The following is a 26,160-nucleotide window of genomic DNA, read 5'->3' on the forward strand; positions in this document are numbered from 1 at the left end:
AGACGTGAAGATTTCAGTCTGGCTGTGCGGCCTCCTCCTCGTTGCTCCGGCCTGCGCGCACGCGCAGGTCACGGTGAATCAAGCGGCTCTGCGGCAATTGCAGGGTCTGCCGGCGCCCGCGCCGGTGGTGGCCCCGGCGGCCAGGACGGCGGTGGCGCGGCCGCATAAGGTCTATAAGCGGCATATCGAAAAGCATCTGGCGGAAACACATGCGGCGGTGAAGCCGGTGCCGGCGGTGGCCAAGCCGGCCCCGGCGCCCAAACCGGGAATGCCGGCGCCGCAGCCGGTGGTGGCCAAGCCCGCTGTACCCCCTGCCCCGCCGAAGCCGGCGATTCCCAGTCTGGCGACCCTCGATTTCGCGCCCGGCAGCGCGGCCTTGCCTGCGAATGCGCAGGCGGTGCTGAAGCCATTCTGTGCCGCCGGCACGCCGGTGCCGGTGATCGCGCATGCGCCGCGCGATCCGAACGATGCCTCGGGCGCGATGCGGCTTTCGCTGGCGCGGGCCTTTGCCATTCGTGATGCGTTGACCGCTTGCGGGGTGAGTGCGGCGAATGTGATCCCGCGCGCGGCGGGCCCGGCGAAGAGCGGGGACAGCAATCAGGCCGAGATCGGCGCGGGGGCGAAGCCATGACCAGACCGACCAATTATCTGATCCGGATGATTTTGTTCTGCATCATCGTCTATGGCGGGGCGGCGGCACTCTCGCCGGTGCTGGCGCGGTTTTTCACCGCCAATCCGGTGATCAATTCGGTGATCCTGCTGGTCGAGATATTCGGCGTGTTCTGGAATATCCGCCAGGTGCAGCGGCTTTATCCGGAGGCGGCCTGGGTGGAGGCGTTCCGGCGCAACCGGCAGAGCCTGGTGGAGGCGCCGGCACCGACGTTGCTGGCGCCGATGGCGCGGATGCTGCAGGGGCGCGCGGATGGCGAGCGGCGGCTGACCCTCTCCGGCCAGTCGATGCGCACGATCCTGGACGGGATTTCAACCCGGCTCGACGAATCCCGGGAATTGTCGCGCTACATCACCGGGGTGATGATCTTTCTTGGCCTGCTCGGCACCTTCTGGGGGCTGCTGCATACGGTCTCCTCGGTGGCCGAGGTGATCAACGGCATGAATCTGACCACTGGCGGCGACGTGAACGCGATGTTCGCGCAGCTGAAGGCCGGGCTGGCGAAGCCGCTGGCGGGGATGGGCACGGCCTTCTCGGCCTCGATGTTCGGCCTTTCGGGCGCGCTGATCCTGGGGTTTCTGGACCTCACCGCGGGCCAGGCGCAGAACCGGTTTTTCAATGAGCTGGAGGAGTGGCTGGCCTCCCTGACCAGGCTGGGCACGGGCATTCTTTCCGGTGATGGCGAGGGCAGCGTGCCGGGCTATGTGCAGGCGCTGCTGGAGCAGACGGCGGAGAATATGGACCAGCTGCAGCGCGTGCTGGCGCGCGGCGAGGAAAGCCGCGAGCAGGGCAACCAGGCGCTGCGGGCCCTGGGCGAGCGCATGGGGGATCTGGACGAGACGCTGCGGGTGCAGCAGCAGCTGATGGAGAAGCTGGCGCGCAACCAGCTCAGCCTCACCCCGATCCTGACCAAGATGGCGGAGGGGCGGGAGAGCGCCACCGATCCGCTGCGCGCGCATCTGCGCAATATCGAGCTGCTGCTCAACCGCTTCATCACCGAGACCGATCAGGGCCGGGCGCAGAGCCTGAGCGAATTGCGCGCCGATCTGCGGCTGCTGACCCGCACTCTGGCCAACCGGCTGGATGAGCCACGCGGATGAGCCGGCGGCGCGGCGGCGGCAATAACGGGCTGGAGGCCTGGCCGGGCTATGTGGATGCGCTCTCCACCCTGCTCATGGTCACCATCTTCGTGCTGCTGGTATTCGTGCTGGCGGAGGCGTTTCTCTCCTCCGCGCTGACCGGCTCGGACAATACGATCAGCCGGCTGAAGGAACAGATCGCCGAGCTGACGCAGAGCCTGTCGATGGAGACGGCGAAGGACACCACGCTCGCCCAAGAGCTGGCGGCGCTGAATGCGCAGCTGGCGGCGGCACAGAGCGCCAACGCGGCGCTGAGCCAGCAGGCGACCCAGGATAAGAGCACGATTTCCGGGCTGCAAAGCGCTGAGGGGGCGTTGCAGGCGCAGCTCTCGGACGCGCAGGCGCAGCTGGCGGCGGCGAGCGGGCGGCTGGCCAGCCTGCAGGGCGGCAGCGATACCGCCGCCAAGCTCGCGGATGCGCAGAAGCTGAACAAGCAGGATGAGGCGCAGATCGCGCTGCTGAACCAGCAGATGGCGGCGCTGCGCGCCCAACTTGCGGCGCTGCAGCAGGCGCTGGACGCGGCCCAGGCGGCGGATACCAAGGACAAGGTGCAGATCACCGATCTCGGCAAGCAGCTGAACGAGGCGCTGGCCCGCAAGGTGGAGGAGCTGCAGCAATATCAGAGCGTGTTCTTCAAGACGCTGAGCCAGAGTTTGCAGGGCGAGAAGAACATCAAGGTGGTCGGCGACCGCTTCGTGTTCGAGAGCGACGTGCTGTTTCCGGTGGATGAGGCGACAATCACCCCGGCCGGCAAGGCGGAGATCGCGCAGGTGGCGAATGCGGTGAAGAAGATCGCCACGAAGATCCCGGATAATGTGAACTGGGTGCTCTCGGTGGATGGCTATGCGGATGCGCAGCCGATCAAAGGCGGGCCGTATAAATCCAACTTTGACCTCTCGGCGGCGCGGGCGCTGGCGGTGCTGGATCTGCTGATCGCGGACGGGGTGCCGGCGAACCGGCTGGTGACCTCGGGCATGGGCGCCAACAACCCGATCGCCACCGGCAACACGCCGGCGGATTACGCGCAGAACCGGCGGATCGAATTCCGGCTGACCACGCCCTGATGGAACTGGCGGCGCGCAAGGCGGCGTTGCGGGCGGAGCTTTTGGGGCTGCGCGCGGCGCAGGACCCAGCACTGGGGGCAGCGCTTTGCGCGCATGTGCTGGCGAGCGGGATCATCCCGCCGGATGCGGTGGTCGGCGGCTTCATGCCGATGCGCGGCGAGGTCGATATCCTGCCATTGCTGCACGCGCTGACGGCGCGCGGCCAGGCGCTGGCGCTGCCGGAAACGCTGGCTTTGGGTCAGCCCTTGGTGTTTCGCGCCTGGACGCCGGGGGCGAAGATGCTGCCGGGGCGGTTTCGCACCTCCTACCCTGACGCGGCCGAGATTGTGCCGGATTTTCTGCTGATCCCGCTGCTGGGCTTCAATGCCCGGGGACACCGGCTGGGCTATGGCGGCGGCTATTATGACCGGACCTTGGCGGCATTGCCGGGAGCATTCCGGCTCGGCTGCGCCTATGCGATGCAGGAGGTCTCGATGCTGCCGGTGGAGGCGACGGATTTGCCGCTGCATGCCGTCGCGACCGAGGCCGGACTCAGGCATTTTTAAAAGTTTTTGGTGCCGCTTTTTTTCAAAAAAGCGGCAAAAACGACTGGGGTTTTGGCAATGCCGGCGCCACTGCGTCGACGTTTTTCGCCAAAAACTGTTTACCCCTGAACATCTGCGGGCGTCTGCCCGTTCGGGGTCTGCCCGCCGGGGGTCAGATGGTCGATAATGCCCGGCAAATGCTGGGCGAGCATGGCGCTGACCTGGCTGGTGTCGATGCCATATTTATCCGCCAGACCCTGCAGCACCGGCTGACCCAGCACGCGTTGGATGCTGTCCTGGTCCAGCGGCAAATTTTGCCCATCGCCGACCCAGGAGGCGACATGCGCGCCAAAGCCGGTCTGGGCGAAGCGGTCGACCAGACCGTCAACGCCGTCGATCCCGTGCTGGGAGAGTTCATTCATCAGCGGGCCGGCGATCTGGTTGCTCTGCAGGGATTGAAACTCGGTGAATAGGCCGGAGAGGTTTCCGAACAGCGACATGGCGGGCTCCTTTTGAACAGGGCCCCAGCCTAGCCCGGGTGCCGGAAAAAAGCATCCCGCATGCGCAACGGATTCACCGAACCGCCATATTCATGAGAGATTGCAAAGGTTTTTCCGCTTGCGGCCAGGAGGGCGCGCGCCCAGCTTCAGGGGATAGCAACCGAAAAGGAGCCCGAAATGTCCAAATTGCTCGGTCAGGAGGCGCTGAACAGACTGCCTGCGAAATGGGCGCTGGCGCAGGATGGCAAATCCATCACCCAGGCCTTCACATTCAAGAGCTTCGCCGAGGCCTTCTCGTTCATGACGCATGTGGCGTTGCTGGCGGAAAAGGCGGATCATCACCCGGATTGGTCGAACAGCTATAACAAGGTGACGATCAGCCTGAGCAGCCATGATGCGGGCGGGGTGACGCAGAAGGATATCGAGCTGGCGAGGGCGATCAGCGATTTCGTCTGGTTGCCGCAGTAACAGCGTGAAAGAGATGGGGGGCGTTTTTGCCCCCCTCCTCGAAAACTTTTGTGACTTTATTTGCCGGGTTTCACCGGAATCCAGCGCGGGCCAGGATCCCCGCCGCTGCCATCCGCGCCGGTGACCATGAATATGGCCGGCATCTGGCCCAGACCCTGCACCTGTTTGCGCAGATCCGCCGCACTGGCGACGACGACGCCGTTGACCTGCTCGATGACATCGCCCGCGACGATCCCGGCTTTTTCCGCCGGCCCCTTGGCGGAGAGCACGGAGACGCCCATTGCCGCCGGCGGGCCGGCCAGCCCCAGCCCATATTGCGGCAGCTCCACCGGGGCGGGCGGTTTCGCGTCGGCCTGGGCGATGCTCTCATCCTGCTTGGGTGGCGGCGCCTGGATCACCAGGCTGGCCTGGCCCGGCTTGCCGTCGCGCACATAATCCACGCTCACACTCTGCCCGGTCTGGAACTCGGCGATGCGGATGGTCAGCGCCTGGGGATCGTCGATCGCGGCGGCGCTGATGGCGGTGATCACGTCGCCGGGCCGCAGCTTGCCGGCGGCGGGGGAATGCGGGTCCACCGCGCCGACCAGCACGCCCTTGGTGGAGGAGAGTTTCAGCGCCGTCTGGATCTGCGGAGTCAGATCCTCCACAGCCACGCCCAGCCAGCCGCGCTGCATCTTGCCGTCATGGGCCAGTGCCTCGGCCACCGGCTCGGCCATCGCCGAGGGGATGGAGAAGCCGATGCCATCCGAGGTGCCGGAGGGTGAATAGATCGCGGAATTCACCCCGATCACCTGACCCTGCAGATTGAACAGCGGCCCGCCGGAATTGCCCTTGTTGATGGCGGCGTCGGTCTGGATGAAATCGTCGAACTTGGTGTCGCCGATCTGCCGGTGCAGGGCGCTGATGATGCCGGCAGTGTTGGAATTGGGCATGCCGAACGGGTTGCCGATGGCCAGCACCCAATCCCCCACCCGCATCTGCGCGGAATTGCCGAACGGCACATAGGGCAGCGGATGCCCGGCATTGATTTTCAGCACCGCGAGATCGGCATCCTTATCCACGCCGGCGATGATGGCGGGATAGACCGTGCCGTCCGGGAAGGTGACGGTGACGTTGCTGGCACCATTCACCACGTGATGATTGGTGAGAATATAGCCGGCGGGGTCGAAGACGAAGCCCGAGCCCAGCGATTCGATGGTTTTCGGCGGCGGCACCACCCCGCCATCGGCGGCGTTCTTGGTGTCGGCGGCGGGGTGGAAGCCGGTATTGCCGTCGCCGCCATCGCTGCCATCGTCGTTATTATCGCCATTATCGCCATTATCGCCCGCGGCGGGCGGCGTGGCGGAGACCGGCGCCATCGAGGCGATGGAGACCACGGCAGGGCCGACCTTGGCAGCCAGATCCGCCAGCGGCGGCGGCAGGGCCTGGGTGTCGGTCGGCGCCAGGCTGGGCGGGGCGGCATGCGCGGCCATGCCGGCGAGCAGAAACAAGGCAGGGAGCGGACGCGCCAGAAACTTCATGCCGCCAAGAGTGGCGGCGGCGGGCGATCTTCGCAAGAGGGGCGACAGCGACTATCTCTAGGGCATGACCGAAGCAGAGATTCGCGCGGCCCTCGCGCCCTTCAAAATCGAGAACCGCATCGACGGTGTGCATGTTCAGGACGGGCTGGTGCAGGTGAGCCTGCGTGCCGCCCGCGAGGAAGCGGCGGGGCTGGAAGGGCTGCGCCGCGAGATCGAGGCCAGGCTGAAAGGGCTGAAGGGGGTGAAATCCGCGACCGTGGTGCTCACCGCGCATGCGGCCCCGGCCCCGGCTCCCGCCGCCGAGCCGCCTGTGCTGCCGGAGGTGAAGCATGTGGTGGCCGTGGCCTCGGGCAAAGGCGGGGTCGGCAAATCCACCGTCGCGGTCAATCTGGCGGTTTCGCTGGCCCAGCGCGGGCTGAAGGTGGGGCTGCTGGATGCTGATATTTACGGCCCCTCCTTGCCGAAAATGCTGGGGCTGGCGACCAAGCCGCCGGTGCGCGACGGGCGGATCCAGACGCTGCAAGCCTGGGGGGTGAAGTCGATGTCGATCGGCTATCTGGTGCCCGAGGACAAGGCGATGATCTGGCGCGGCCCGATGGTGATGGGCGCGCTGAACCAGATGCTGGGCCAGGTGGAGTGGGGCGCTTTGGATATTCTGGTGGTCGACATGCCGCCCGGCACCGGCGATGCACAGCTGACTTTGGCGCAGAAGGCCAAGCCCTCGGGCGCGGTGATCGTCTCCACCCCGCAGGATCTGGCGCTGCTGGATGCGCGGCGCGGCGTGCAGATGTTCGAGCAGGTCGGCATCAAGGTGCTGGGCGTGGTGGAGAATATGTCCTTCTTCTGCTGCCCGTCCTGCGGGCATCGGGCGGAGATTTTCGGCCATGGCGGGGCGGAGCGCGAGGCGGAGCGGATCGGCGTGCCGTTCCTTGGCGAGATTCCGTTGGAGATCGCGGTGCGCGAGGCGGGCGACGAGGGCAAGCCGGTGGTGGCCTCGGATGAGAACGGCAAGGTGGCCGGGGCGTTCCGGCAGCTGGCGGCCAGCGTGAGCAAGGCGCTGGGGCTGTAACTTGGCCGAGATCGGCTTCTATCACCTCACCCGCACGGGGTTGGCCCAGGCGCTGCCGGCGCTGCTCGGGCGCACGCTGGCGGCGGGCGAGAAGGCGCTGGTGGCCTGTCCGGATGAGACGATGATGGCGGCGCTGGATGATGCGCTCTGGCAGGCGCAGAACCCTGACTGGCTGCCGCATGGCACCGCGCAGTCACCCTACCCGGAGCTGCAGCCGATTTTCCTGACCACGAACATGCAAAACCCCGCCGGGGCGCGGTTTCTGTTTCGCGTCGGCGGGGTGGAAGCGCCGGTGGAGGGGTTTGTCCGGGCGTTCGATCTGTTCGATGGCAATGACGAGGCACAGGTGCTGGCCGCGCGTGCCCGCTGGAAGGCGGAAAAGGCGGCGGGGCATGCGCTGGCCTACTGGAAACAGGAAGATAGTGGCTGGGTGAAAGCCGGGTAAGTCGTGGGAGCTTTTTGGAAAGCTCCCACACCCAAAACTTTGGGGCTTACTCCTTCACGACGGGCCGGACATCGCCGTCTTCCAGCAGATCAAGCATGTCGGTGGCGTGGTCTTCCTCATCCGCCAGTATCTCTTCCAGCATCGAACGGGTGGACGGATCGCCCGCCTCGCTGAAATATTTGATCAGATCACGATAATGCTCGATCGCCACGCGTTCGGCGACGAGATTGCCCTTCACCATCTCGGTCAACGTCTCGGCATGGCCATATTCCGTGGCCGAGCGCGAGGCCAGGCCCTCGGGATTGAAATTCGGCGTGCCGCCGAGCTGGTCGATCCGCTCGGCGATGCGCTCCATATGCTCACGCTCCTCCGCCGCATGCTCCGCGAATTCCTCGCCGACGCTCTTGGAGGTAATGCCGGAAACGGAGATCGAGTTCATCGTGTAGCGCAGCACACAGACGATTTCCGTCGCCAGCGCGCCCTGCAGAAGTTCGATGGCGCGCGTGGGGTTTTTGTAATCCGGCGTCACCGCGCCATCCGCGATGGATTGCTGCGCCTGGGCGCGTAGCACGTTCATGTCGCGCAGGAAATAATTGCCGCTCTCTTGGGTCTTGGCCATGATTGATCTCCGAAACTATCGGACATCCACTTGGCCCTGACCCTGGCCGGATGAAACCAGCGCAATGTGACGGGTGGCTTGAAACCTGTTCATGTCGGCAGCCGCGCGCCATAGACCGGGCACAGCCATTGGCGCAGATGCGGCCAGAGCTCGTGATCCTGCAGCCAGGTCAGATCCTTATCCAAAACCTCCCGCAACTTGGCTTGCGCGGCCTTGCCGAGATGCAGGCGGATCCTGTTCAGCGTGTGCGCCGGTGCCGCGATATAAAGCTGGTCATAAAGCGCCACCTGCTGGTTCAGCTCGGTCGCCACCCAGATCGGCAATATTTCGCGGGCGCGGGCATGGGCGTCGTCACGCGCGCCGGGCGCGCCGCCCCGCGGCGCGGCGCGCGCGCTCGAATACAGGCTGTTATCCTCCGGTTCGGGCCGCACGAACCGCGCATGTTCAGCGTCGGCCAGGACGATCAGCGTGTTCAAATGAGTAGGCATGGCCACTCCCCTTATTGCGTTAAACCAGCAATAGCGTCGCCCCAATCGCCGCGTCCTTGATCCCGGTCAAAAAAATCCGAAAGCGGAACGATTGATAAAGCCGCTAACCTATGGTTGCATCATACCTACAGGCCCATGACCGCCAGAAGATGAAGAGGCTCGACATGCTCCCACCCTGCTCGCTTGCCGACCGCCGATGAAAACCGCCCTGATCACCGGCATCTCCGGGCAGGACGGCGCCTATCTGGCGCAGCTGCTGCTGGAGAAGGGCTATCATGTCGCCGGCATGGCGCGGCGCTGTTCAAACCCTGACCAGGCGCGTGCGCGGTTGCGTTGGCTGGGCATCGCGGACGAGGTGGAGATTCTGGACGGGGATCTGACCGACCTCTCCAGCTTGCTGCGGGTGCTGACCCGGGTGCGTCCCGATGAGGTTTATAATCTCGGCGCGCAGAGCTTTGTCGCGCTCTCATGGCAGCAGCCGATTCTCACCGGTGAGGTGACCGGCATGGGGGTGTTCAACCTGCTGGAGGCGGTCCGGCTATCCAACCTGCCGGTGCGGTTTTATCAGGCCTCGTCCTCGGAGATGTTCGGCAAGGCGCAGGCGCCGCTGCAGAGCGAAACCACGCCGTTCTATCCGCGCAGCCCCTACGCGGTGGCGAAGCTGGCCGGGCACTGGATCACCGTGAATTATCGCGAAAGCTTCGGGCTGCACGCCTCTTCCGGCATTTTATTCAACCATGAGAGCCCTTTGCGTGGCATGGAATTCGTTACCCGAAAGATTACAAATGCCGTGGCAGGGATCAAGCTGGGCTTGAATCAAGGGCTTGAGCTAGGCAATCTTGAAGCGACACGGGACTGGGGACATGCCCGCGATTATGTGAAAGCGATGTGGCTGATGATGCAGCAGGAAAGTCCGGGAGATTATGTCATTGCAACCGGACGCAGCGTGAGCATCCGATCGTTCTGCGAGATCGCTTTTCGCCATGCCGGGCTGGATTACCGGGATCATGTACGGGTGAATCCGGCTTTTTTCCGACCGGCGGAGGTGGATTGCCTGTGCGGCGACGCGGCCAAGGCGCATCAGGCGCTGGGCTGGGCGCCGCAGGTCGGGCTGGAGGCGCTGGCGGCTGAGATGGTGGAGGCCGATCTGCACCGCCTGTCGCGCGCCGCATGACCAGGCTGCTGATCACTGGCGCCAGCGGTTTCGCCGGACGGCATCTGCTGGCGCATCTGCGCCAGGACGCGCCGCATCTGGAATTGCTCGCCCCCTCGCTCGACATTACCGACCAGAAGGCCATCGAGGCGCTGATCGCAACGGCGCAGCCGGATATTTTGCTGCATCTGGCGGGCATTTCCTCGCTCCGCCATGCCGCCGCCCACCCGGAGCGTACCTTCGCGGTGAATGTGCTGGGGAGCCTCAATCTCGCCGAGGCAGTTCTGGCGCATGCGCCCGCCTGCCGCTTCATCTTCGTCTCCAGCACGGAAGTCTATGGCCGCGCCTGCATCGCTGGCGAGGCGGTGACGGAGGCGACGGTGCCCGAGCCGGTAGGGCCCTACGCGCTGAGCAAGGCCAATGCCGAAGAGGCGCTGGCCGCCCTGCCGGGGCTGAAGCTGCTGCGCCTGCGCGTCGGCAACCATACCGGGCCCGGGCAGCTGCCGGATTTCGTGGTGCCGGCCTTCGCCCGGCAGATCGCGCGGATCGAGGCGCGGCTGCAGCCGCCGGTGCTGAAGACGGGAAATCTCGATAGCTGGCGGGATTTCCTGGATGTTCACGATATCTGCACGGCCTACACGGCAGCCTGCGCCTTGCCGGACTTCGCGCCCAAGGAGGTGCTGAACATCGCCAGCGGCAAGCCGCAGCGCATCGGCACGCTGCTGGAGATGCTGCTGAGCATGGCGCGCGTGGAAATCTCCGTGCAGCCGGATGCGGCGCGCCAGCGCCAGGGCGAGATCCGCTATACGCTGATCGATGCCAGCCGGGCCAAAGCGCGGCTGAACTGGGCGCCGCAGCGCGCCATGCGCGAAACCCTCGCCGCGACGCTGGCTTATTGGCGCGCGGAGGCGGCGAAGGAAGCTGGCTAAGCAATATATGTTGAGGTTGACGCGCCAGCGTCGAGATAAAAACTTCGGGCTTGGCGGCGCCTTTGCAAAAACTCCAAGGTTTTTGCCGCTTTTTTGTAAAAAAGCGGCGCAAAAAACTTTTGCGTTTTTTACAGGGGAGGTTTTACTTACCCGTCCAGCTCGCCTTGCGCTTTTCGATGAACGCCGCCATGCCTTCCTGCTTGTCCTGGCTCGACGCCAGGCCGAAGAACATGCGCCTCTCAAAGCGCACCCCTTCCGACAGGCTGGTCTCGAACGCGGCATTGACCAGCTCCTTGTTCGCCTTCACCGCCAGCGGGCCGAGCCCGGCGATGGTCGCGGCCTGGGCCAGCGCGGTTTCGATCAGCTTCGCCGCCGGGACGATCTCGGCCACCAGCCCGGCGCGCTCGGCTTCCTCGGCCCCCATCATCCGGCCGGTGAGGCACATCTGCATCGCCTTGGCCTTGCCGACGGCGCGGGTAAGGCGCTGCGAGCCACCCATGCCCGGCGCGGTGCCGAGCGTGATCTCCGGCTGGCCGAATTTCGCGGTATCGGCGGCGAGGATATAATCCGCCATCATCGCCAGCTCGCAGCCCCCGCCCAGCGCATAGCCAGAGACGGCGGCGATCCAGGGCTTGGTGGTGGCGCGCAGCATGCGGTCATAGCCGGCGAATTTGTCCGGCCCGTACATGTCGGCGAAGCCCTGGGCCTGCATCTCCTTGATATCCGCCCCGGCGGCAAAGGCCTTCTCGGAGCCGGTGAGGACGAGGCAGCCCTGCCCTGCATCCGCCTCGAACGCCGCGAAGGCGGCTTCGAGATCCGCCAGCAGCTGGGCGTTGAGCGCATTCAGCGCCTTCGGGCGGTTGAGGGTGACCAGCGTCACCGCGCCATGCTGTTCGACGATCAGCGTCTCATAGGCCATGATTTTGACGTCCTTCCTTGTGGTAGCGTGAGCCTAGCATGGTTGTGAAAAATCCGGCGCCCGCTTGGCCAGAAAGGCTGCAATGCCCTCCTGCCCTTCCTGGCCGCGCAAAGCGGTGGCGATGGCGCGGGCTTCCCATTCCATCTGCTCCTCCAGCCCGGTGGCAAGGCTGCGCGCCAGCAGCGCCCTGGTGCCGGCCAGCGCCGCACCCGGCCCCTGGGCCAGCCTCTGCGCCACCGTCAGCGCCTCGGCCTGCGGATCATCGGCGACGCGGGTGATCAGCCCGATGGCGGCGGCTTCCTGGGCGCCCACGCGCCGGTTCGTGAGCGCCAGCTCCTGGGCCCGGCGCAGCCCGACCAGGCGCGGCAGCAACCAGCTCGCCCCCAGATCCGGCGTCAGCCCGATGGCGGTATAGGCGACTGTGAAATGCGCGGTGGGCGCCGCGATAACGATATCCCCCAGCATGGCGAGCGACAGCCCCGCCCCCGCCGCCGGGCCGTTCACCGCCACAACCAGCGGCTTGCCCATGCGCGCCAGGCGGGAGACGGCGCCATGCAGGATGGTCGTCATCTCCTTGGCCAGATGCGAGACCCGCGCCCCCGCCGCGGCGAAGCCGTGAATATCGCCGCCGCCGCAGAAGAGCGGACCATTGCCGGTGAGCAGCACGGCGCGGATGGCGGCATCCTCATCGCACTCGATGGCGGCGTCGAACAGAGCGCGGGACATCTCGGGGTTCAGCGTATTGGCCGCGTCTGGGCGGTTGAGGGTGATGCGGGCCAGCCCGCTTTCGCGGGTAAAGAGCAGCGGCGGCGGGTTCATGAACAAACCTCTTGGTATATTATTTACTAACGCGTAGGTTCCATGCTTCATTGTCCGCGTCAAGATGAAGCCTGGATGTGATGGATAAGAGTGCGCCCGCGATCCCCCCTTTCCGCAATGCGCGCGAGCGCGAGCAGGAGCGCGCGGCCAAGCGCGATGCTGTGCTGCGGGCGGCGGTGCGGATGTTCAATGAGCGCGGCTACCACACCACCTCGCTCGACGATGTCGCCGCCAGCCTCGGCATCTCCAAGCCGCTGATCTATCATTATCTGGGGGCGAAGGAGCAGGTGCTGTTCGAATGTCTGCGGCTTGGCATCGGCCGGCTGCGCGAGGCGGTGCAGCAGGCCGAAGCGCTGCAAGGCAATGGGCTTGAGCGGCTGAAATTGTTCCTGTGCATCTATGCGCAGGTGATCATGGATGATTTCGGGCGCTGCGTGATCCGCACCGGGGACGAGGTGCTGGCGCCGGAAAGCCGCGCGCAGTTCCGCGCGCTGAAACGCGAAATCGACGAGGCGCTGCGGCGGTTTCTGCAAGCGGCGGCAGATGATGGCTCGGCGCGGATCAGCGATGTGAAGCTGACCGCCTTTGGCCTGGCCGGCGCGCTAAACTGGACGGCGCGCTGGCAGGAGGCCGAAGGCGATCTGCCGCCGGAGCAACTCGCCGCGAAGCTGGTGGATATCTTGCTTCGCGGGATTGAGCCGAGAGGATAGTTACTCCTTGATGCCGTAGGCGGCGTCGTAGATTTTATGCGTGTAGGCGCCTTCCGGCTGTTTGGTGATCACCGGGTCGGTCTTGTCCGCCATCAGCACGCTGACCGTGCGCTGATAGGCGGCGGGGTCGAGATAGCCGTCCTTGTCCTTGCCGTCAGTGAGCAGCGTGGCGACGGAGCCCATCATCCTGGTCTGATGCGCCGCATCCAGCACCCCGGCGGTGTCGTTATCCATCACGATCTTCACCGCCTCGGCCTGGTGCGAAGCGGCATAATCCCAGCCCTGCATCGTGGCTTTCACGAATTTCGCGAGGTCGGCGGCTTTCTGCGGATTGGCCAGCTCGGCATCGGTGGTGTAGAGCCCGTCTTCGAGCATCGCCACGCCTTCATTCTGATATTTGAAGACGACGAGCTGATCCGGCTTCATCCCGGCTTCGATCAGCTGCCAATATTCATTATAGTTCATCGTGGAAATGCAAGCAGCCTGCTTCTGCAGCAGCGGCTGCACGTTGAATCCCTGCTTGAGCACCTTCACATCCGGGTTGGCGCCGGAGGTGGTGTAGCCGAGCTTACCCATCCAGGCGAGGAAGGGATATTGGTTGCCGGCAAACCAAACGCCCAAGGTTTTGCCTTTAAAATCCTTCGGCGAGGTGACACCGCTATCCTTGCGGCAGGTGAGTTCCAGGCCGGATTTCTGGAAAATTTGGGCGATGTTGACGAGCGGCACGCCTTTCTCGCGCGCGGCCAGCGCGTCCGGCATCCAATCCACGATCACATCGGCACCGCCGGCGGCGATGACCTGGGAGGGGTTGATGTCCGGGCCGCCGGGCTTGATGGTCACCTCCAGCCCGGCATCCTTGTAAAACCCCTTGGCCTGGGCGACGTAATAGCCGGCGAACTGGGCTTGCGTCACCCATTTCAGCTGCAATGTCAGATGATCCGCGGCCGAGGCGGCGGATGCGAAACCGAGCGACGGGGCCAGCGCCAACATCCAGGCCAGGGTCTTCTTCATGATCTTCAGCCTCTCCTTTAGGGTTTTTTCAGTTCGGGTTGCGGTAGGATGGATGCCAGAAGGTCACCGCCCGCTCCAGCAGCGCCAGGGCGGCGAAAGAGAGCGAGCCGGTGAGCGCGACGATGAGAATGGCGGCCCAGACGATGTCCAGATTGAGGCTGGCGGCTTCAGTGGAAATGCGAAAGCCGAGACCAAGGATCGGCGAGCCGAAAAACTCCGCCACCACCGCGCCGATCAGCGCCAGGGTGGAGTTGAGCTTCAGCGCCGCGAAGATATGCGGCAGGGCGGCGGGGAGGCGCAGCTTGAGCAGCGTGACCGGGTAAGAGGCGGCGTAGCTCAGCAGCAACTCCCGCTCCAGAACACTGGCTTCATTCAACCCCGCCGTGGTGTTGACCAGCATGGGAAAAATCGTCATCGCTGCCACCACGGCGGCTTTGGATTGCCAGCCAAAGCCAAACCACATCACCGCGATCGGCGCGATGCCGATGATCGGCATCGCGGAGACGAGGTTTCCCAACGGCATCAGGCCGCGCTTGAGAAAATCCGAACGATCGATGGCCAGGGCCAGCAGGAAGCCGACGGCGCAGCCGATGATATAGCCGGGCAGCACGGAGCGCAGCACGGTCTGCACGAAATCCGCCGCCAGCATGCCGGCATTTGCGCACAGGGCGAGAAAGATGGCGCTGGGGGCGGGCAGCAGAATCGCGGGAACGGCGAACCCCTTCACCAGCGCCTGCCAGAGCCAGAGCAGCCAGAGACCGAAGATGGCAGGGGTGGCAAGGCGGGCGGCGAAGCTCTCCCGGCGCACACTGGCGGCCATGGAGAAGAACGCGATGATGGTGAAGATGATGGAAAGCAGCAGATATTTCACAACCTACCCCCGCGCTGCCAGCGTAGGCCCGCTTCCAGAAGCGAGAGGATTCCGAGGATGAGGGCCGAGAGCAAGGACGCCGCCAGCAGCGCGGACCAGACCATCAGGGTCTGCCCGTAATAACTGCCGGCGAGCAGGCGCGAACCGAGCCCGGCCTGCGCGCCGGTCGGCAATTCAGCGACAATGGCACCCATCACCGCCAGCGCCGCGGAGACGCGCAAGGCGGGAAACAGGAAGGCCACGGAGGCCGGCAGGCGCAGCTTGGAGAAGATCTCGGATTCGCGCGCCGAGTAGGTTTGCAGCAGCTCGAACTGGATTGTCTCCGGGGCGCGCATGCCTTTCACCAGCCCGACGACGATGGGAAAGAACGCCAGGTAGGCGGCGATGGCGACTTTCGGGACCAGACCGGAGAGGCCGAGATTGCCGAGCACCACCACCACCATCGGCGCGATGGCGAGCACCGGCACAGTCTGGCTGGCGATGACCCAAGGCATCAAGGAGCGATCCAGCGCTTTCACATGCACGATCAGCGTGGCGATGACGCCGCCGATCACAAGCGCCACGGCAAGGCCCAGCAACGCCTCCTCCGCCGTGATGAAAGCATGGAAAAGCAGGTTACGCGGCGAGGAAAGCGGCCAGTCAAAGACGCTGTCGCCAAGCGCGCCGATCACCTGGTCCGGACGCGGCAGGAGAGTTGTGCCTACCAAAGCCGAGGCCGCGTACCAGAGGATAAAGGCGGCGAGCGTGACGACGGTGACCGGCAGCACGGATCTAATCATAAGAATGACCCGCCCGCAGCGCCGCACGCACGCGATGCGCGACATCGGCGAAGGCCGCACTGTCGCGCAAGGCGAGATCACGGGTGCGCGGAAGTTCGCTCTCGATGATTTCAACGATCCGGCCCGGGCGCGGCGACATTACGACGATGCGGGTGGAGAGGAACACCGCCTCGTCGATGGAATGGGTGACAAAGCCGCAGGTCAGGCCGGTCGTGCGCCAGAGGTCCTGGAGATGCAGGTTGAGGCCGTCGCGGGTGATTTCGTCCAGCGCGCCGAAGGGTTCGTCCATCAGCAGCAAGGAGGGCTCAAAAGAGAGCGCGCGGGCGATGGAGGCGCGCTGCTGCATGCCGCCGGAGAGCTGCCAGGGAAATTTTTTCGCGAAGGCGGATAGCCCGACCAGATCAAGATAGCGCGCGGCGCGTTCCTGCCTCTCGCGCTTTGGCAGGCCCATGATTTCCAGCGGCAGCATCACGTTGCGTTCAATGTTGCGCCAGGCATAGAGCGCTGGCGCCTGAAACACGTAGCCGTAGGCGCGCGCGCGCCTGGCCTCGGCGGCGCTGACGCCATTCACCTTCAATTCGCCGCTGGTCGGCTGTACGAGATCGGCGATGGCGCGCAGCAGCGTGGTCTTGCCGCAGCCGGAGGGGCCGATGAAGGAGACGAAATCACCGGGCGCGATGTCCAGGCTGATCCTCTCAAGTGCGACCGTGCCTTTGAACTCAACGCGCAGATCCCGCGCAGAGACCGCCGGGAGCTTCATCGAACCCTCTTGGTTCATGCAGGCTGTTTCTGCGCCAGACGGGCATCCGTCGCCAGCACGGCCTGCAACAGCACATCCGCACCGGCGGCGACATGTTCAGGCTCAGCCTTCTCCGCCTCGTTATGGCTGATGCCTTTCTCACACGGCACGAAAATCATCGTCGTCGGCGCGACCTTGGCGATGTAGGCGGAATCATGCCCGGCACCGGAGACGATGCGGCGCGCGGAGAGGCCGAGATCGGCGCTGGCGCGCTCGACGGCGGCGATGCAATCAGCATCGAAATGCACGGCGGGGGAATCCCAGATGCATTCGCAGATGAAGCTGATGCCAGTGCCGAGCAGGATTTTCTCGAATGCGTCCTTCACCTCTTTTTCCATTTTCGCCACGACCTCATCGTTGGGATGGCGGAAATCGATGCTGAAGAACACTTCACCTGGAATGACATTGCGGGAATTCGGCCGCGCCTCGATGAGACCGACGGTGGAGACCGCGTCCGGCCCGTGCGCCAGGGCAATGGCCTGGACCACCTGGATCATCTTAGCTGCGGCTACCAGCGCATCCTGGCGCATGCGCATCGGCGTGGTGCCGGCATGGCAATCCATGCCCGTCACCGTCACGCCGTACCAGCGCATCCCCTGCACGCCGGTGACGATGCCGATGGATTTACCTTCATCTTCCAGGATCGGCCCCTGTTCGATATGCAGCTCGAAATGCGCGGCCAACTTATGGGCGCCGCAGGCTTCCTCGCCGGCGAAGCCGATGCGCTTGAGCTCATCGCCGAAGCGTAGGCCCTCACGGTCCTCGCGTTCATAGGCATAGTCCTTGGAGAACACGCCTGCAAAGACGCCGGAGGACAGCATCGCAGGAGCGAAGCGCGCGCCTTCCTCATTGGTCCAGTCGATCAGCTCGATCGGGGCGTTGGTCTCGATGCCGGCATCGTTCAGGCTGCGCAGCACTTCCAACCCGGCGAGCACGCCAATAATGCCGTCGAACTTACCGCCGGTAGGCTGGGTGTCGAGATGGCTGCCGATGGCAATCGGCGGCAGGCTGTTATCCTTACCCGGCCGGCGGGCGAAGATGTTGCCCATATCGTCATAGGAAACCACGCAGCCCGCGGCGGTGCATTTATCGATCAGCCAGTGGCGGACCTGGGCGTCCAGATCCGTCAGCGTCAGACGTTTGACGCCACCTTTTTCGGTGCCACCGATTTTCGCGGTCTCGATGATGGTCTCCCAGAGACGGGCGGCATCCACGCGTAGGTTGGTACTCATCGGGCTGGCTCCACCACGCGCATCGGGTTGTTCGGATGCTGCTTCCAGGTGAGATGCGTGGTAGCCTTCTGCGGCACCATAGTGATGCAGCCGCTCACCGGGCAGACATGCGAACAAAGATTACAGCCGACACATTCATCATCGATCACCTCGTAAAACCTCTTCTCGCCAGTCTCTTGCAGCTTGATTGCCTGATGAGCCGTATCCTCGCAAGCGATATGGCACAGCCCGCAGCCGATACAGACGTGCGCGTTGATACTGGCGATGGTTTTCCAGGCCAGATTCAGGTCGTTCCAATGCACGAAATTCTTCACCGCGCGCCCGGTGACATCTTCGATGCGCGCATAGCCCTTCTCATCCATCCAGTTGGAGAGACCGCCGATCATGTCTTCAACGATACGAAACCCGTAATGCATGGCGGCGGTGCAAACCTGCACACTGCCCGCCCCCAGGGCCAGGAACTCCGCCGCGTCGCGCCAGCTTGAGATGCCGCCAATGCCGGAAATGGGCAGGCCCGGGAGAGAGCGTGCGATTTCGCCGACCATACGCAGCGCGATCGGCTTGACCGCCGGGCCGCAATAGCCGCCATGGGTGCCGAGGCCATCGACGGTCGGCTCGGGCACCATATTATCGAGATCGACCCCGGTGATGGAGGTGATGGTGTTGATCAGGCTGACGGCATCCGCGCCGCCACGCCTGGCGGCTTCGGCGGGTTTGAGAATATCGGTGATGTTGGGCGTGAGTTTCACGATCACCGGCATGCGGCTATATTGTTTGCACCAGCGCGTGACCATCTCGACATAATCCGGCACCTGGCCGACGGCCGCCCCCATGCCGCGCTCGCTCATCCCGTGCGGGCAGCCGAAATTCAGTTCGATACCGTCAGCGCCTGTAGCTTCCACCAACGGCAGGATGCGCTTCCAGCTTTCCTCCTCACACGGCACCATCAGGCTGACCACCACGGCGCGGTCTGGCCAGTTGCATTTCACCGCGCGAATTTCATCGAGATTGAGCTGCAGAGGACGATCCGTGATCAGCTCGATATTATTCATACCCATCAGGCGCTGGCCGTTATAGCCAATGGCGCCATAGCGGGAACTGACATTCACCACCGGCGGATCCTCGCCCAGCGTTTTCCACACCACCCCGCCCCAGCCGGCCTTGAAGGCGCGTTCGACATTGTAGGCTTTGTCTGTCGGCGGGGCGGAGGCGAGCCAGAACGGGTTGGGCGCCTTGATGCCGGCGAAATCGATGCGCAGATCAGCCATTAAGTTCGCCTTTCATGTAGACGTTGATGCTTTGCGCGGCGCGCTTGCCATCGGCCACCGCCTGCACGGTGAGGTCCTGGCCGGGAATGCAATCCCCGCCTGCGAAAACGCCGGGCAGCGAGGTTTGCAGATCTTCATTCACCACGATGCGCCCGGCGCGGATGGCGGGGAGCGCTTCGTCTTCCCAAATCTCCAGGCTCTGGCCGACGGCTTTCAGAACCATGTCGGCGCGCAAGATGTAGCCTTCCTCACCCAGGACCAGCCTGCCATCTTCCAGCTTGGTGCGGGCAAAGCGGATGCGTTGCACCGCCCCCTGCCCTTCCAGCGCCACGGGGGCGGCCCAGTGGCGGAAATCCACGCCATTTACCAGGGCCCAATCCTGCTCGACGGAGGTGGCCGACATGTCCTCGCGGCCGCGACGATAGACCAGGCTCACCTGCTCCGCCCCCAGCCTCTTGGCCTGCACGGCGGCGTCGATGGCGGTGTTGCCGCCGCCGATCACCACGACATGGCGGCCGACCGGCACGTCCGATTTGTCGCTGGATTGGCGCAGGCTTTCGATGAAGCGTACGGCATCCATCACGCCGTGCAGCGCCTCGCCGGGAATGGCGAGCGCCTTCACCCCGGACTGACCGATGGCGAGAAACACCGCGTCATAATCACGGCGCAGCGTGCCGAGATCAAGCTCGCGCCCCAGCGCCTGGTTGGGAATGATCTCGATACCGCCGATGGAGATGATGAAAGCGACTTCGCGGGCCGCGAAATCGTCCGCCATCTTGTAGGCGGCGATACCGTATTCATTGAGCCCGCCGGGTTTTGGCTTGGCATCAAAGATGCTGACATCATGCCCGGCTTTGGCCAGCTCATGCGCGCAGGCGAGGCCGGCCGGGCCTGCGCCAAGGATGGCGACGCGTTTGCCGGTGGACGGCGCGCGGGTGAAAGGATGCAGGCCGGCCGCCTCCGCGCGGGCCATGGCGGCATCTGTGGCGACGCGCTGCAGCGCGCCGATCTCGACAGGTTTGTGCTGCTGGGCGGTGCGCACACAGGCGCCCTCGCACAATATCTCGGTCGGGCAGACGCGGGCGCAGGCGCCGCCGAGAATGTTCGCTTCGAGAATTTTGCTGCCCGCGCCAATGAGATTATCGGTTGTGATGGCGCGGATGAAGCCGGGAATGTCGATGCGCGTCGGGCATGCGGCAATGCAGGGCGCGTCGTAGCAGAAATAACAGCGTGCGGCTTCAATGGCGGCCTCGTCGCGGCTCAGCAACGGATGCGCATCGGCGAAACATTCCGCCAGCCGCGCAACAGGCAAGCGCGACGCGGCAATATCGCCGCCGCCCAAATTATAAACAGAGTCTTCGGTGGCGCTCATGAAAGCTCCCGATTGGATCGCAAATCCAGCTTGACCAAAGCTGATTAAACAGTCAAGTTGTTTATCGAGATCGCGAAACAGAAATATATTCCGCGAAAATCAGGATAAATTTTATGCAGTTGACGCATAAACCCGCAAAATCGCGCCAAGCGCGCAGCGAACAGGCGGAGCAGCGTATTCTCGCCGCCGCCGAGCAGGTCTTTGCCCAGGCCGGGTTTGGCGGGGCCACCATGTCCGCGCTGGCGGCGGCGGCGGGGCTGCCTTCGGCCAATCTGCATTATCATTTCGGTACCAAGGAAGGGCTGTATAAAGCGGTATTGCAGAATATCATGCGGCTTTGGCTCGATGCGGCGGAGGGCATCACCGCGACGGCCGCCCCGGCGCAAGCGCTGGCGGCCTATATCAAGGCGAAGCTCGCCTACTCGCGCACGCGCCCCTACGCCTCCAAGGTGTTCGCCAACGAAGTGCTGCACGGCGCGGTGCATCTGCATTCCTATCTGGGCGAGGAGCTGCGGCGGGTGGTGGCGCAAAAAACCCAGGTTCTGCAAGGATGGATGGAAAATGGCCTGATGGAGCGTGTGGATGCGCGGCATCTGTTTTTCCTGCTCTGGGCGATGACCCAGACCTACGCCGATTTCGACACCCAAATCCGCACCGTGCTCGGGCGCGCGGCGCTGCTGGAGGAGGATTTCGCCATTGCCGAAGACCTGATCCTGCGCCTGACCTTGCGCGGTTGCGGGCTGGATTTTCCCCTCAAGGAGCACAGAGCATGAGCCTACTCATTCGCGGCGGCACGGTTCTCACCGCCGAGCATCAGCACCGCGCCGACGTGCTGTGCGCGGACGGCAAGATCATCGCCATCGGCGAGCAGCTGGACGCCCCCGTAGGCACCGAGATTGTCGAGGCCGGGGAAGCCTACGTGATTCCGGGTGGGATCGACCCGCACACCCATATGGAGCTGCCCTTCATGGGCACCACCGCCTCCGATGATTTCTACTCCGGCACCGCTGCCGGACTAGCCGGCGGCACCACGATGATTATCGATTTCGCCATACCGGGACCAAATGACTCGCCGCTGGAGGTTTTCAAAACCTCGCGGCGCTGGGCGGAGAAATCCTGTTCGGATTACGCCTTTCACGTCGCCATCACCTCATGGTCCGAGCGCGTGGCCGAGGAGATGGGCATTCTGGCGCGCGCGCATGGGGTGAACAGCTTCAAGCATTTCATGGCCTATAAGGGCGCCATCATGGCGGATGACCATGTGCTGCTGAACAGTTTTTCCCGGGCGCTGGAACTGGGGGCGATTCCCACCGTGCATGCGGAGAATGGCGAGGCGGTGTATCACCTACAGCGCAGCCTGCTGGCCCAGGGCGTTACCGGGCCGGAAGGGCATCCGCTCTCGCGCCCGCCGGCGGTGGAGGGCGAAGCGGCGGAACGGGCGATTGCGATCGCCAATGTGCTCGGCGTGCCGGTTTATATCGTACATGTCTCCACGGCGGAGGCGACGAACGCGATCGCAAGGGCGCGGGCGGCGGGGCAGCGCGTCTATGGCGAGGTGCTGGCGCAGCATCTGGTGGTGGATGAGAGCGTGTATCAGAACCCGGACTGGGATTTTGCCGCCGCCCATGTGATGAGCCCGCCTTTTCGGCCCAAACATCATCAAAAGGCGCTATGGGCGGGCCTGGCCTCCGGGCAGTTGCAGACCACGGCGACGGATCATTGCTGTTTTCGCGCCGTGCAGAAGGCGGCGGGGCGGGAGAATTTCACCGCGATTCCCAACGGTACCGGCGGCATCGAGGACCGGATGAGCGTGCTCTGGCATCACGGCGTCGGCAGCGGGCGGCTCACACCGCAGGAATTCGTGCGCGTCACCTCTACCAATACGGCGCAGATTTTCAACATCTATCCGCGCAAGGGCGCGGTTTCAGTGGGGGCGGATGCGGATCTGGTGGTGTGGGACCCGAAGGCGAGCCGGGTGATCTCGGCGAAGACCCAGCATCAGCAGGTGGATGTGAATGTGTATGAGGGGATGCAGGTGACCGGGCTGGCGCGCCACACCATCGCGGCGGGGAAGCTGGTGTATAGCGAGGGGGATTTGCGGGCTGAGCGCGGGGCCGGGCGCTATATCGAGCGGCCTTGCTATATGCCGGTGCTGCGGGCGCAGGAGATCCGCAACCGGCTTGCCGCGCCGCAGGCCGTTCCGCGGGCGCCGGCGGTGGCGGTGACGCCTTGAGCAATCCCCCCCAAACGTCTGGGGCGATGGCACCGTCCTTGCCACCGCCCAGACGTCTTTCGCCGCTTTTTTGAAAAAAAGCGGCACCAAAAAACTTTTGCTAATTTTAGCCGATGCCTTTCATCAGCACCGCCTGGCGCAGCTTCCAGGTCAGCGTCAGCGCGCCCAGCACAACCAGCAGCCCGAGCAGGAACACCGTCGGATAGCCCAGCCGCGCCGCCACCAGCCCGGCCAGCGGGCCGGTAAGGCCCATCGCGATATCCATGAACACGGTATAGATGCTAATCGCCGCCCCGCGGCTGCCGGCGGCGACGGGGTGCAGCGCCTCCACCGCCAAGGCCGGAAACACCAGCGAGAAGCCGAACCCCGCCAGCGATGCGCCGAGCAGCGCGATCAGCGGCGCCGGGGCCAGCCAGATCAGCGCCAGCCCCACCGCCTCCACCACGAATGAGACCAGAGCCGCGCGAAAACCGCCGAACCGGCCGATCGCCCCGGCCAGGACAATGCGCACCAGCACGAAGCTGACCCCGAAAGCCGTGAGCGCCAGCGATGCGCCCTCCCAGCCATGGGCGACGTAATAGAGCGCCATGAAGGCGACGATGATGCCAAAGCCGAAAGAACCGCCGGCCAGCGCCAGCCCGTAAGGGGTCATCTGCCGGACCACGCGCCAGGCGCTCATTCGCATTGCGCCCACCAGAGGCGGCACGGCGTCGATCCTGCGGGCGAAATAGAGGCCGATCAGCGGCAGCACCACCGCCACCGCGCCGAGCAGATGCAGCCCGCCCCAGCCTGCCAGCAACACGCCCAAGGGCGCCCCCGCGGCGATACCGCCATAGGAGGAGACGCCGTTCCAGGAGATCACCTCGGCGGTGGCGGCACTTCCAACCCGGCCGATATTCCAGGTGACGCAGCCCGTCCCGGTGCCGCTCTCGGCAATGCCCAGCAGCAGCCGGCTCACCCCCAGCCAGAGCAGGATCACCAGCGGCGTGTGGCAGACGCTGGCAATGAGAATGCAAAGCCCGTTCAGCGCGCCAAAAACCAGCCCGCAGATGACGATGGTCTTCGCGCCCCTGGTGTCCGAAATTCGCCCGGCCAGCGAGCGGCTGACCAGCGTTGCGGCATATTGCAGGCTGATGATGGCCCCGGCCAACGCCGCGCTATAGCCCAATTTGAAATGCACCAGGCTCGGAAACACCGCCAGCGGCAGGCCGATCAACAGATAATTGATGGCGTTGAGCAGGGCGACGGGCAGGATTCGGATGGTGCGCTGGCCTTTGGTCAGGCTATCCGGGGTCGGCTTGGGGGCGGTCATGGCGCGGCTTTATTAGGCGGTTTGGACCAGCCCGTACATTCCGCCGGCCATGCGGCGGGCACAACCTCACCCCGCGAATTGCGCCTCCAGAGCCGCCCAATCCAAGGCCCAGCTGGGGGCGGGCGGCCCGTAATCCGCCGCGCCGGGGCGCAGCCCGGCCAGCACCGGGCCCGGGGGCACCAGCTTGCCGGCTTTCACGAAGCCGGCGCGCATCGCCGCCTTGCAGGCGATGCCCTCCGGCCCGATGAAAACCTGCTCCACATACATCCAGCGCTCATCCCAGCCGAGCAGACGCGTCTCCAGCGTGAAGCGCGCGAAAGGGGCGAGTGGGCGGCGAAAGCGCAAGGCGGAGCCGCCCAACACCACCCCCAGACGCTGCGCGCGCATCGCCCGCCACACGCCGGCGCGCAGGATCAGATCCGTACGGCCGAGATCCATCAGCGCCAGATAGCGGGAATTGGTGAGATGCAGATTGAGGTCCAGATCCAGCGGCCAGACCCTGAAGCGCAGGCGCGAGACATCCGTGACGCCAAGCCCCTGCCCGCGCCAGGCCCCGAAGACGACGCATAGCAGCCGGAAGATCAGATTCATGACGCGGCCTTGGCCTGTGCCATGGCGGCCTGCTCCTCCGCCACCAGATCCTTGCGCGAGAGCTTGCCGACCACGGTTTTCGGCAGGCTGGCACGGAACTCGATGCGCTTGGGCCGTTCCACCGGGGAGAGATGCTCCTCCAGGAAGGCCTGCAGCTCCGCCTCGGTGACGCTGGCCCCCTCATGCAGCGTCACATAGGCTTTCGGCACCTGGCCGCGCCTGGCGTCGGGAATACCGATCACCACGGCCTCATGCACCGCCGGGTGCCGGTAGAGCGCTTCCTCGACCATGCGCGGATAGACGTTATAGCCGCCGGAGATGATCAGATCCTTGATCCGGTCGACCAGGAAGATATAGCCATCCGCGTCGATATAGCCGACATCGCCGGTGCGCAGCGCCCCCTCCACCATCACCTTCGCGGTCTCGTCCGGGCGATTCCAATAGCCCAGCATCACTTGCGGGCCGCGCACGCAGACCTCGCCCAACTCGCCAGGGGCCAGCACACGGGACGGATCGTCCAGCCCACGAATTTCGACAATGGTTCCCTCCACCGGCAGGCCGATGGAGCCATCGCGCACCGCGCCGAAAATATTGCAGGCGACCACCGGCGAGGCCTCGGAAAGCCCGTACCCCTCGACCAGCTGACAGCCGGTCAGCGCCTCGAACTGGGTGCGGATTTCAGCCGGCAGCGGCGCCGCGCCGGAGACGCAGAAGCGGATGGAGGCCAGCTCCCATTTCTCCTTCGCCGCCGCCTCGTTGATATTGGCGTAAATCGTGGGGACTCCGGGGAAGAAGAGCGGGCGGGTGCGCGCCAGCGTCTTGCGCAGCAAGGCTTTGTCATAGCGCGGCAACAGGATCATGGTGAGGCCGAGCAGCACCGAGAGATTCATCGCCACCGTCATCGCCAGCACGTGGAAAAGCGGCACCAGCGTGAGCATGCCAGCACCGGCCTCGATCTCTGGCAGGCGGCGATCCACCTGGGCGCAATTGGCGGAGAGATTGGCGTGGCTGAGCATCGCCGCTTTCGGAATGCCGGTGGTGCCGCCGGTATATTGCAGCACCGCGATGTCACGCTGCGGATCGCACGGCACCGGGCGCGGCGCTCCCGCTCCCGCCCCCAGCGCGGCAAAGCGCACCACCCGCGCATCCGCCGGCAGCCGCGCCAGGCTCTTGCGCCGGGTCAGCCAGAAGCCGCAGCGTTTGACGACATCCAGGCTCTCCAGCATCGAGCCGACGATGAGATGGTCCAGCCCGCCATCGGCGACGATGGGCGCGAATTTGTTATACAGCTCAGCGACATCCAGCGTGACAGCGATACGCGCGCCGCTATCTTTCAGAAAATGCCGCAGCTCGCGCTCGACATAAAGCGGGCTGAGATTCACCACGATGCCGCCCACCTGCAGGATGGCGAAATAGCAGATGACATAATAGGGCGTGTTCGGCAGGCAGAGCGCGACACGCGTGCCCTTCTCCACCCCCAGACGCTGAAACCCGGCGGCGGCGCGCGCCACCAGCCGGCCAAGCTCGGCATAGCTCGTGCGTTTGCCGAGAAAATCCAAGGCGGTGATCTGCGGCCATTGCGCCACGGCGCGCTCCAGCAGCGCATGCACCGGCACCGCGGGGATGCTTCCGTGGCGGCTATCGAAGTGCAGCATG

At 64.8% G+C, this 26,160-nt stretch carries 28 protein-coding genes; 12 read left to right on the forward strand and 16 right to left on the reverse strand.

The window, feature by feature from the left end; all coding sequences use genetic code 11:
* The first annotated feature begins 4 nt into the window (after window positions 1-4).
* Genes ACZ46S_RS04185 through ACZ46S_RS04200 form a run of 4 tightly spaced genes read left to right on the forward strand, consistent with a single transcriptional unit; the run spans window position 5 to window position 3,418 of the window.
* Window positions 5-631, forward strand: a complete 627-nt coding sequence (locus ACZ46S_RS04185) for an OmpA family protein (RefSeq protein WP_464063482.1) — start codon at window positions 5-7, stop codon at window positions 629-631.
* Complete coding sequence (locus tag ACZ46S_RS04190; RefSeq protein ID WP_295739283.1) at window positions 628-1,770, forward strand: Mce/MlaD family protein; 1,143 nt, start codon at window positions 628-630, stop codon at window positions 1,768-1,770. The genes ACZ46S_RS04185 and ACZ46S_RS04190 overlap by 4 nt, the downstream gene beginning before the upstream one ends.
* Window positions 1,767-2,873 carry a peptidoglycan -binding protein gene (locus tag ACZ46S_RS04195; protein ID WP_464063483.1) on the forward strand — a complete coding sequence of 369 codons (1,107 nt, stop codon included), beginning with the start codon at window positions 1,767-1,769 and terminating at the stop codon, window positions 2,871-2,873. The genes ACZ46S_RS04190 and ACZ46S_RS04195 overlap by 4 nt, the downstream gene beginning before the upstream one ends.
* Window positions 2,873-3,418 carry a 5-formyltetrahydrofolate cyclo-ligase gene (locus ACZ46S_RS04200; protein WP_464063484.1) on the forward strand — a complete coding sequence of 182 codons (546 nt, stop codon included), beginning with the start codon at window positions 2,873-2,875 and terminating at the stop codon, window positions 3,416-3,418. Before ACZ46S_RS04195 ends, ACZ46S_RS04200 begins: the two co-directional genes overlap by 1 nt.
* Window positions 3,419-3,516: 98 nt before the next feature.
* On the opposite strand, the gene ACZ46S_RS04205 is transcribed toward ACZ46S_RS04200, so the two are convergent.
* Entirely contained in the window at window positions 3,517-3,897 is a 381-nt protein-coding gene (locus ACZ46S_RS04205) for a YidB family protein (RefSeq protein WP_464063485.1), read from the reverse strand.
* Between the two features lie 177 nt (window positions 3,898-4,074).
* Here ACZ46S_RS04205 and ACZ46S_RS04210 point away from each other — a divergent pair, with 177 nt between their 5' ends.
* The gene (locus ACZ46S_RS04210) at window positions 4,075-4,365 is read left to right on the forward strand and encodes a 4a-hydroxytetrahydrobiopterin dehydratase (protein ID WP_464063486.1); all 291 of its coding nucleotides are present in this window, start codon (window positions 4,075-4,077) and stop codon (window positions 4,363-4,365) included.
* A 56-nt stretch (window positions 4,366-4,421) separates the two neighbouring features.
* On the opposite strand, the gene ACZ46S_RS04215 is transcribed toward ACZ46S_RS04210, so the two are convergent.
* On the reverse strand, window positions 4,422-5,885 hold the full coding sequence (locus tag ACZ46S_RS04215) for a trypsin-like peptidase domain-containing protein (protein WP_464063487.1): 1,464 nt from the start codon (window positions 5,883-5,885) through the stop codon (window positions 4,422-4,424).
* 64 nt (window positions 5,886-5,949) lie between these two features.
* Here ACZ46S_RS04215 and ACZ46S_RS04220 point away from each other — a divergent pair, with 64 nt between their 5' ends.
* On the forward strand, window positions 5,950-6,954 hold the full coding sequence (locus tag ACZ46S_RS04220; RefSeq protein WP_464063488.1) for an Mrp/NBP35 family ATP-binding protein: 1,005 nt from the start codon (window positions 5,950-5,952) through the stop codon (window positions 6,952-6,954).
* Between the two features lies 1 nt (window position 6,955).
* Entirely contained in the window at window positions 6,956-7,399 is a 444-nt protein-coding gene (locus ACZ46S_RS04225) for a DNA polymerase III subunit chi (protein ID WP_464063489.1), read from the forward strand.
* Between the two features lie 46 nt (window positions 7,400-7,445).
* Here the strand turns inward: ACZ46S_RS04225 and ACZ46S_RS04230 are convergent, their stop codons facing one another.
* A complete protein-coding gene (locus ACZ46S_RS04230) occupies window positions 7,446-8,018 on the reverse strand; it encodes a ferritin-like domain-containing protein (protein WP_464063490.1) in 573 nt (190 codons plus the stop codon).
* Between the two features lie 89 nt (window positions 8,019-8,107).
* Window positions 8,108-8,506: a baeRF12 domain-containing protein gene (locus ACZ46S_RS04235; protein WP_464063491.1), complete on the reverse strand. Its 399-nt coding sequence runs from the start codon at window positions 8,504-8,506 to the stop codon at window positions 8,108-8,110.
* A gap of 196 nt (window positions 8,507-8,702) precedes the next feature.
* On the opposite strand from ACZ46S_RS04235, the gene ACZ46S_RS04240 reads away from it, so the two are divergent.
* Together ACZ46S_RS04240 and ACZ46S_RS04245 are read left to right on the forward strand one after the other, a co-directional pair.
* A complete protein-coding gene (locus ACZ46S_RS04240) occupies window positions 8,703-9,680 on the forward strand; it encodes a GDP-mannose 4,6-dehydratase (protein WP_464063492.1) in 978 nt (325 codons plus the stop codon).
* Complete coding sequence (locus tag ACZ46S_RS04245) at window positions 9,677-10,588, forward strand: GDP-mannose 4,6-dehydratase (protein ID WP_295739304.1); 912 nt, start codon at window positions 9,677-9,679, stop codon at window positions 10,586-10,588. Before ACZ46S_RS04240 ends, ACZ46S_RS04245 begins: the two co-directional genes overlap by 4 nt.
* Window positions 10,589-10,730: 142 nt before the next feature.
* On the opposite strand, the gene ACZ46S_RS04250 is transcribed toward ACZ46S_RS04245, so the two are convergent.
* Window positions 10,731-11,507 (reverse strand): enoyl-CoA hydratase-related protein, encoded by a 777-nt coding sequence (locus tag ACZ46S_RS04250; protein ID WP_464063493.1) that lies wholly within the window; start codon window positions 11,505-11,507, stop codon window positions 10,731-10,733.
* 33 nt (window positions 11,508-11,540) lie between these two features.
* Complete coding sequence (locus ACZ46S_RS04255; RefSeq protein WP_464063494.1) at window positions 11,541-12,326, reverse strand: enoyl-CoA hydratase/isomerase family protein; 786 nt, start codon at window positions 12,324-12,326, stop codon at window positions 11,541-11,543.
* Between the two features lie 80 nt (window positions 12,327-12,406).
* Here ACZ46S_RS04255 and ACZ46S_RS04260 point away from each other — a divergent pair, with 80 nt between their 5' ends.
* Window positions 12,407-13,036, forward strand: coding sequence for a TetR/AcrR family transcriptional regulator (locus ACZ46S_RS04260; RefSeq protein WP_464063495.1), 630 nt, complete (start codon window positions 12,407-12,409; stop codon window positions 13,034-13,036).
* Here the strand turns inward: ACZ46S_RS04260 and ACZ46S_RS04265 are convergent, their stop codons facing one another.
* Genes ACZ46S_RS04265 through ACZ46S_RS04295 form a run of 7 tightly spaced genes read right to left on the reverse strand, consistent with a single transcriptional unit; the run spans window position 13,037 to window position 20,368 of the window.
* Window positions 13,037-14,047, reverse strand: coding sequence for an ABC transporter substrate-binding protein (locus tag ACZ46S_RS04265; protein WP_464063496.1), 1,011 nt, complete (start codon window positions 14,045-14,047; stop codon window positions 13,037-13,039).
* Between the two features lie 28 nt (window positions 14,048-14,075).
* Window positions 14,076-14,918, reverse strand: coding sequence for an ABC transporter permease (locus tag ACZ46S_RS04270; protein ID WP_464063497.1), 843 nt, complete (start codon window positions 14,916-14,918; stop codon window positions 14,076-14,078).
* Window positions 14,915-15,697: an ABC transporter permease gene (locus ACZ46S_RS04275; protein WP_464063498.1), complete on the reverse strand. Its 783-nt coding sequence runs from the start codon at window positions 15,695-15,697 to the stop codon at window positions 14,915-14,917. Before ACZ46S_RS04275 ends, ACZ46S_RS04270 begins: the two co-directional genes overlap by 4 nt.
* On the reverse strand, window positions 15,690-16,475 hold the full coding sequence (locus ACZ46S_RS04280) for an ABC transporter ATP-binding protein (protein ID WP_464063499.1): 786 nt from the start codon (window positions 16,473-16,475) through the stop codon (window positions 15,690-15,692). The genes ACZ46S_RS04275 and ACZ46S_RS04280 overlap by 8 nt, the downstream gene beginning before the upstream one ends.
* On the reverse strand, window positions 16,472-17,728 hold the full coding sequence (locus ACZ46S_RS04285; protein WP_464063500.1) for a M20 family metallo-hydrolase: 1,257 nt from the start codon (window positions 17,726-17,728) through the stop codon (window positions 16,472-16,474). Before ACZ46S_RS04285 ends, ACZ46S_RS04280 begins: the two co-directional genes overlap by 4 nt.
* Window positions 17,725-18,996: an NAD-dependent dihydropyrimidine dehydrogenase subunit PreA gene (preA, locus tag ACZ46S_RS04290; RefSeq protein ID WP_464063501.1), complete on the reverse strand. Its 1,272-nt coding sequence runs from the start codon at window positions 18,994-18,996 to the stop codon at window positions 17,725-17,727. The genes ACZ46S_RS04285 and preA overlap by 4 nt, the downstream gene beginning before the upstream one ends.
* Window positions 18,989-20,368: an NAD(P)-dependent oxidoreductase gene (locus tag ACZ46S_RS04295; RefSeq protein WP_464063502.1), complete on the reverse strand. Its 1,380-nt coding sequence runs from the start codon at window positions 20,366-20,368 to the stop codon at window positions 18,989-18,991. Before ACZ46S_RS04295 ends, preA begins: the two co-directional genes overlap by 8 nt.
* Window positions 20,369-20,481: 113 nt before the next feature.
* Here ACZ46S_RS04295 and ACZ46S_RS04300 point away from each other — a divergent pair, with 113 nt between their 5' ends.
* Entirely contained in the window at window positions 20,482-21,141 is a 660-nt protein-coding gene (locus tag ACZ46S_RS04300) for a TetR family transcriptional regulator C-terminal domain-containing protein (RefSeq protein WP_464063503.1), read from the forward strand.
* Entirely contained in the window at window positions 21,138-22,601 is a 1,464-nt protein-coding gene (hydA, locus tag ACZ46S_RS04305) for a dihydropyrimidinase (protein ID WP_464063504.1), read from the forward strand. The genes ACZ46S_RS04300 and hydA overlap by 4 nt, the downstream gene beginning before the upstream one ends.
* 106 nt (window positions 22,602-22,707) lie before the next feature.
* On the opposite strand, the gene ACZ46S_RS04310 is transcribed toward hydA, so the two are convergent.
* From ACZ46S_RS04310 to ACZ46S_RS04320, 3 genes are all read right to left on the reverse strand, one after another.
* Complete coding sequence (locus tag ACZ46S_RS04310; protein ID WP_464063505.1) at window positions 22,708-23,913, reverse strand: MFS transporter; 1,206 nt, start codon at window positions 23,911-23,913, stop codon at window positions 22,708-22,710.
* Window positions 23,914-23,979: 66 nt separating this feature from the next.
* Window positions 23,980-24,504 (reverse strand): thioesterase family protein, encoded by a 525-nt coding sequence (locus ACZ46S_RS04315; protein WP_464063506.1) that lies wholly within the window; start codon window positions 24,502-24,504, stop codon window positions 23,980-23,982.
* A complete protein-coding gene (locus ACZ46S_RS04320; protein WP_464063507.1) occupies window positions 24,501-26,159 on the reverse strand; it encodes a long-chain-fatty-acid--CoA ligase in 1,659 nt (552 codons plus the stop codon). Before ACZ46S_RS04320 ends, ACZ46S_RS04315 begins: the two co-directional genes overlap by 4 nt.
* Window position 26,160: the final 1 nt, after the last annotated feature.

This window comes from Acidocella aluminiidurans, assembly GCF_055383125.1.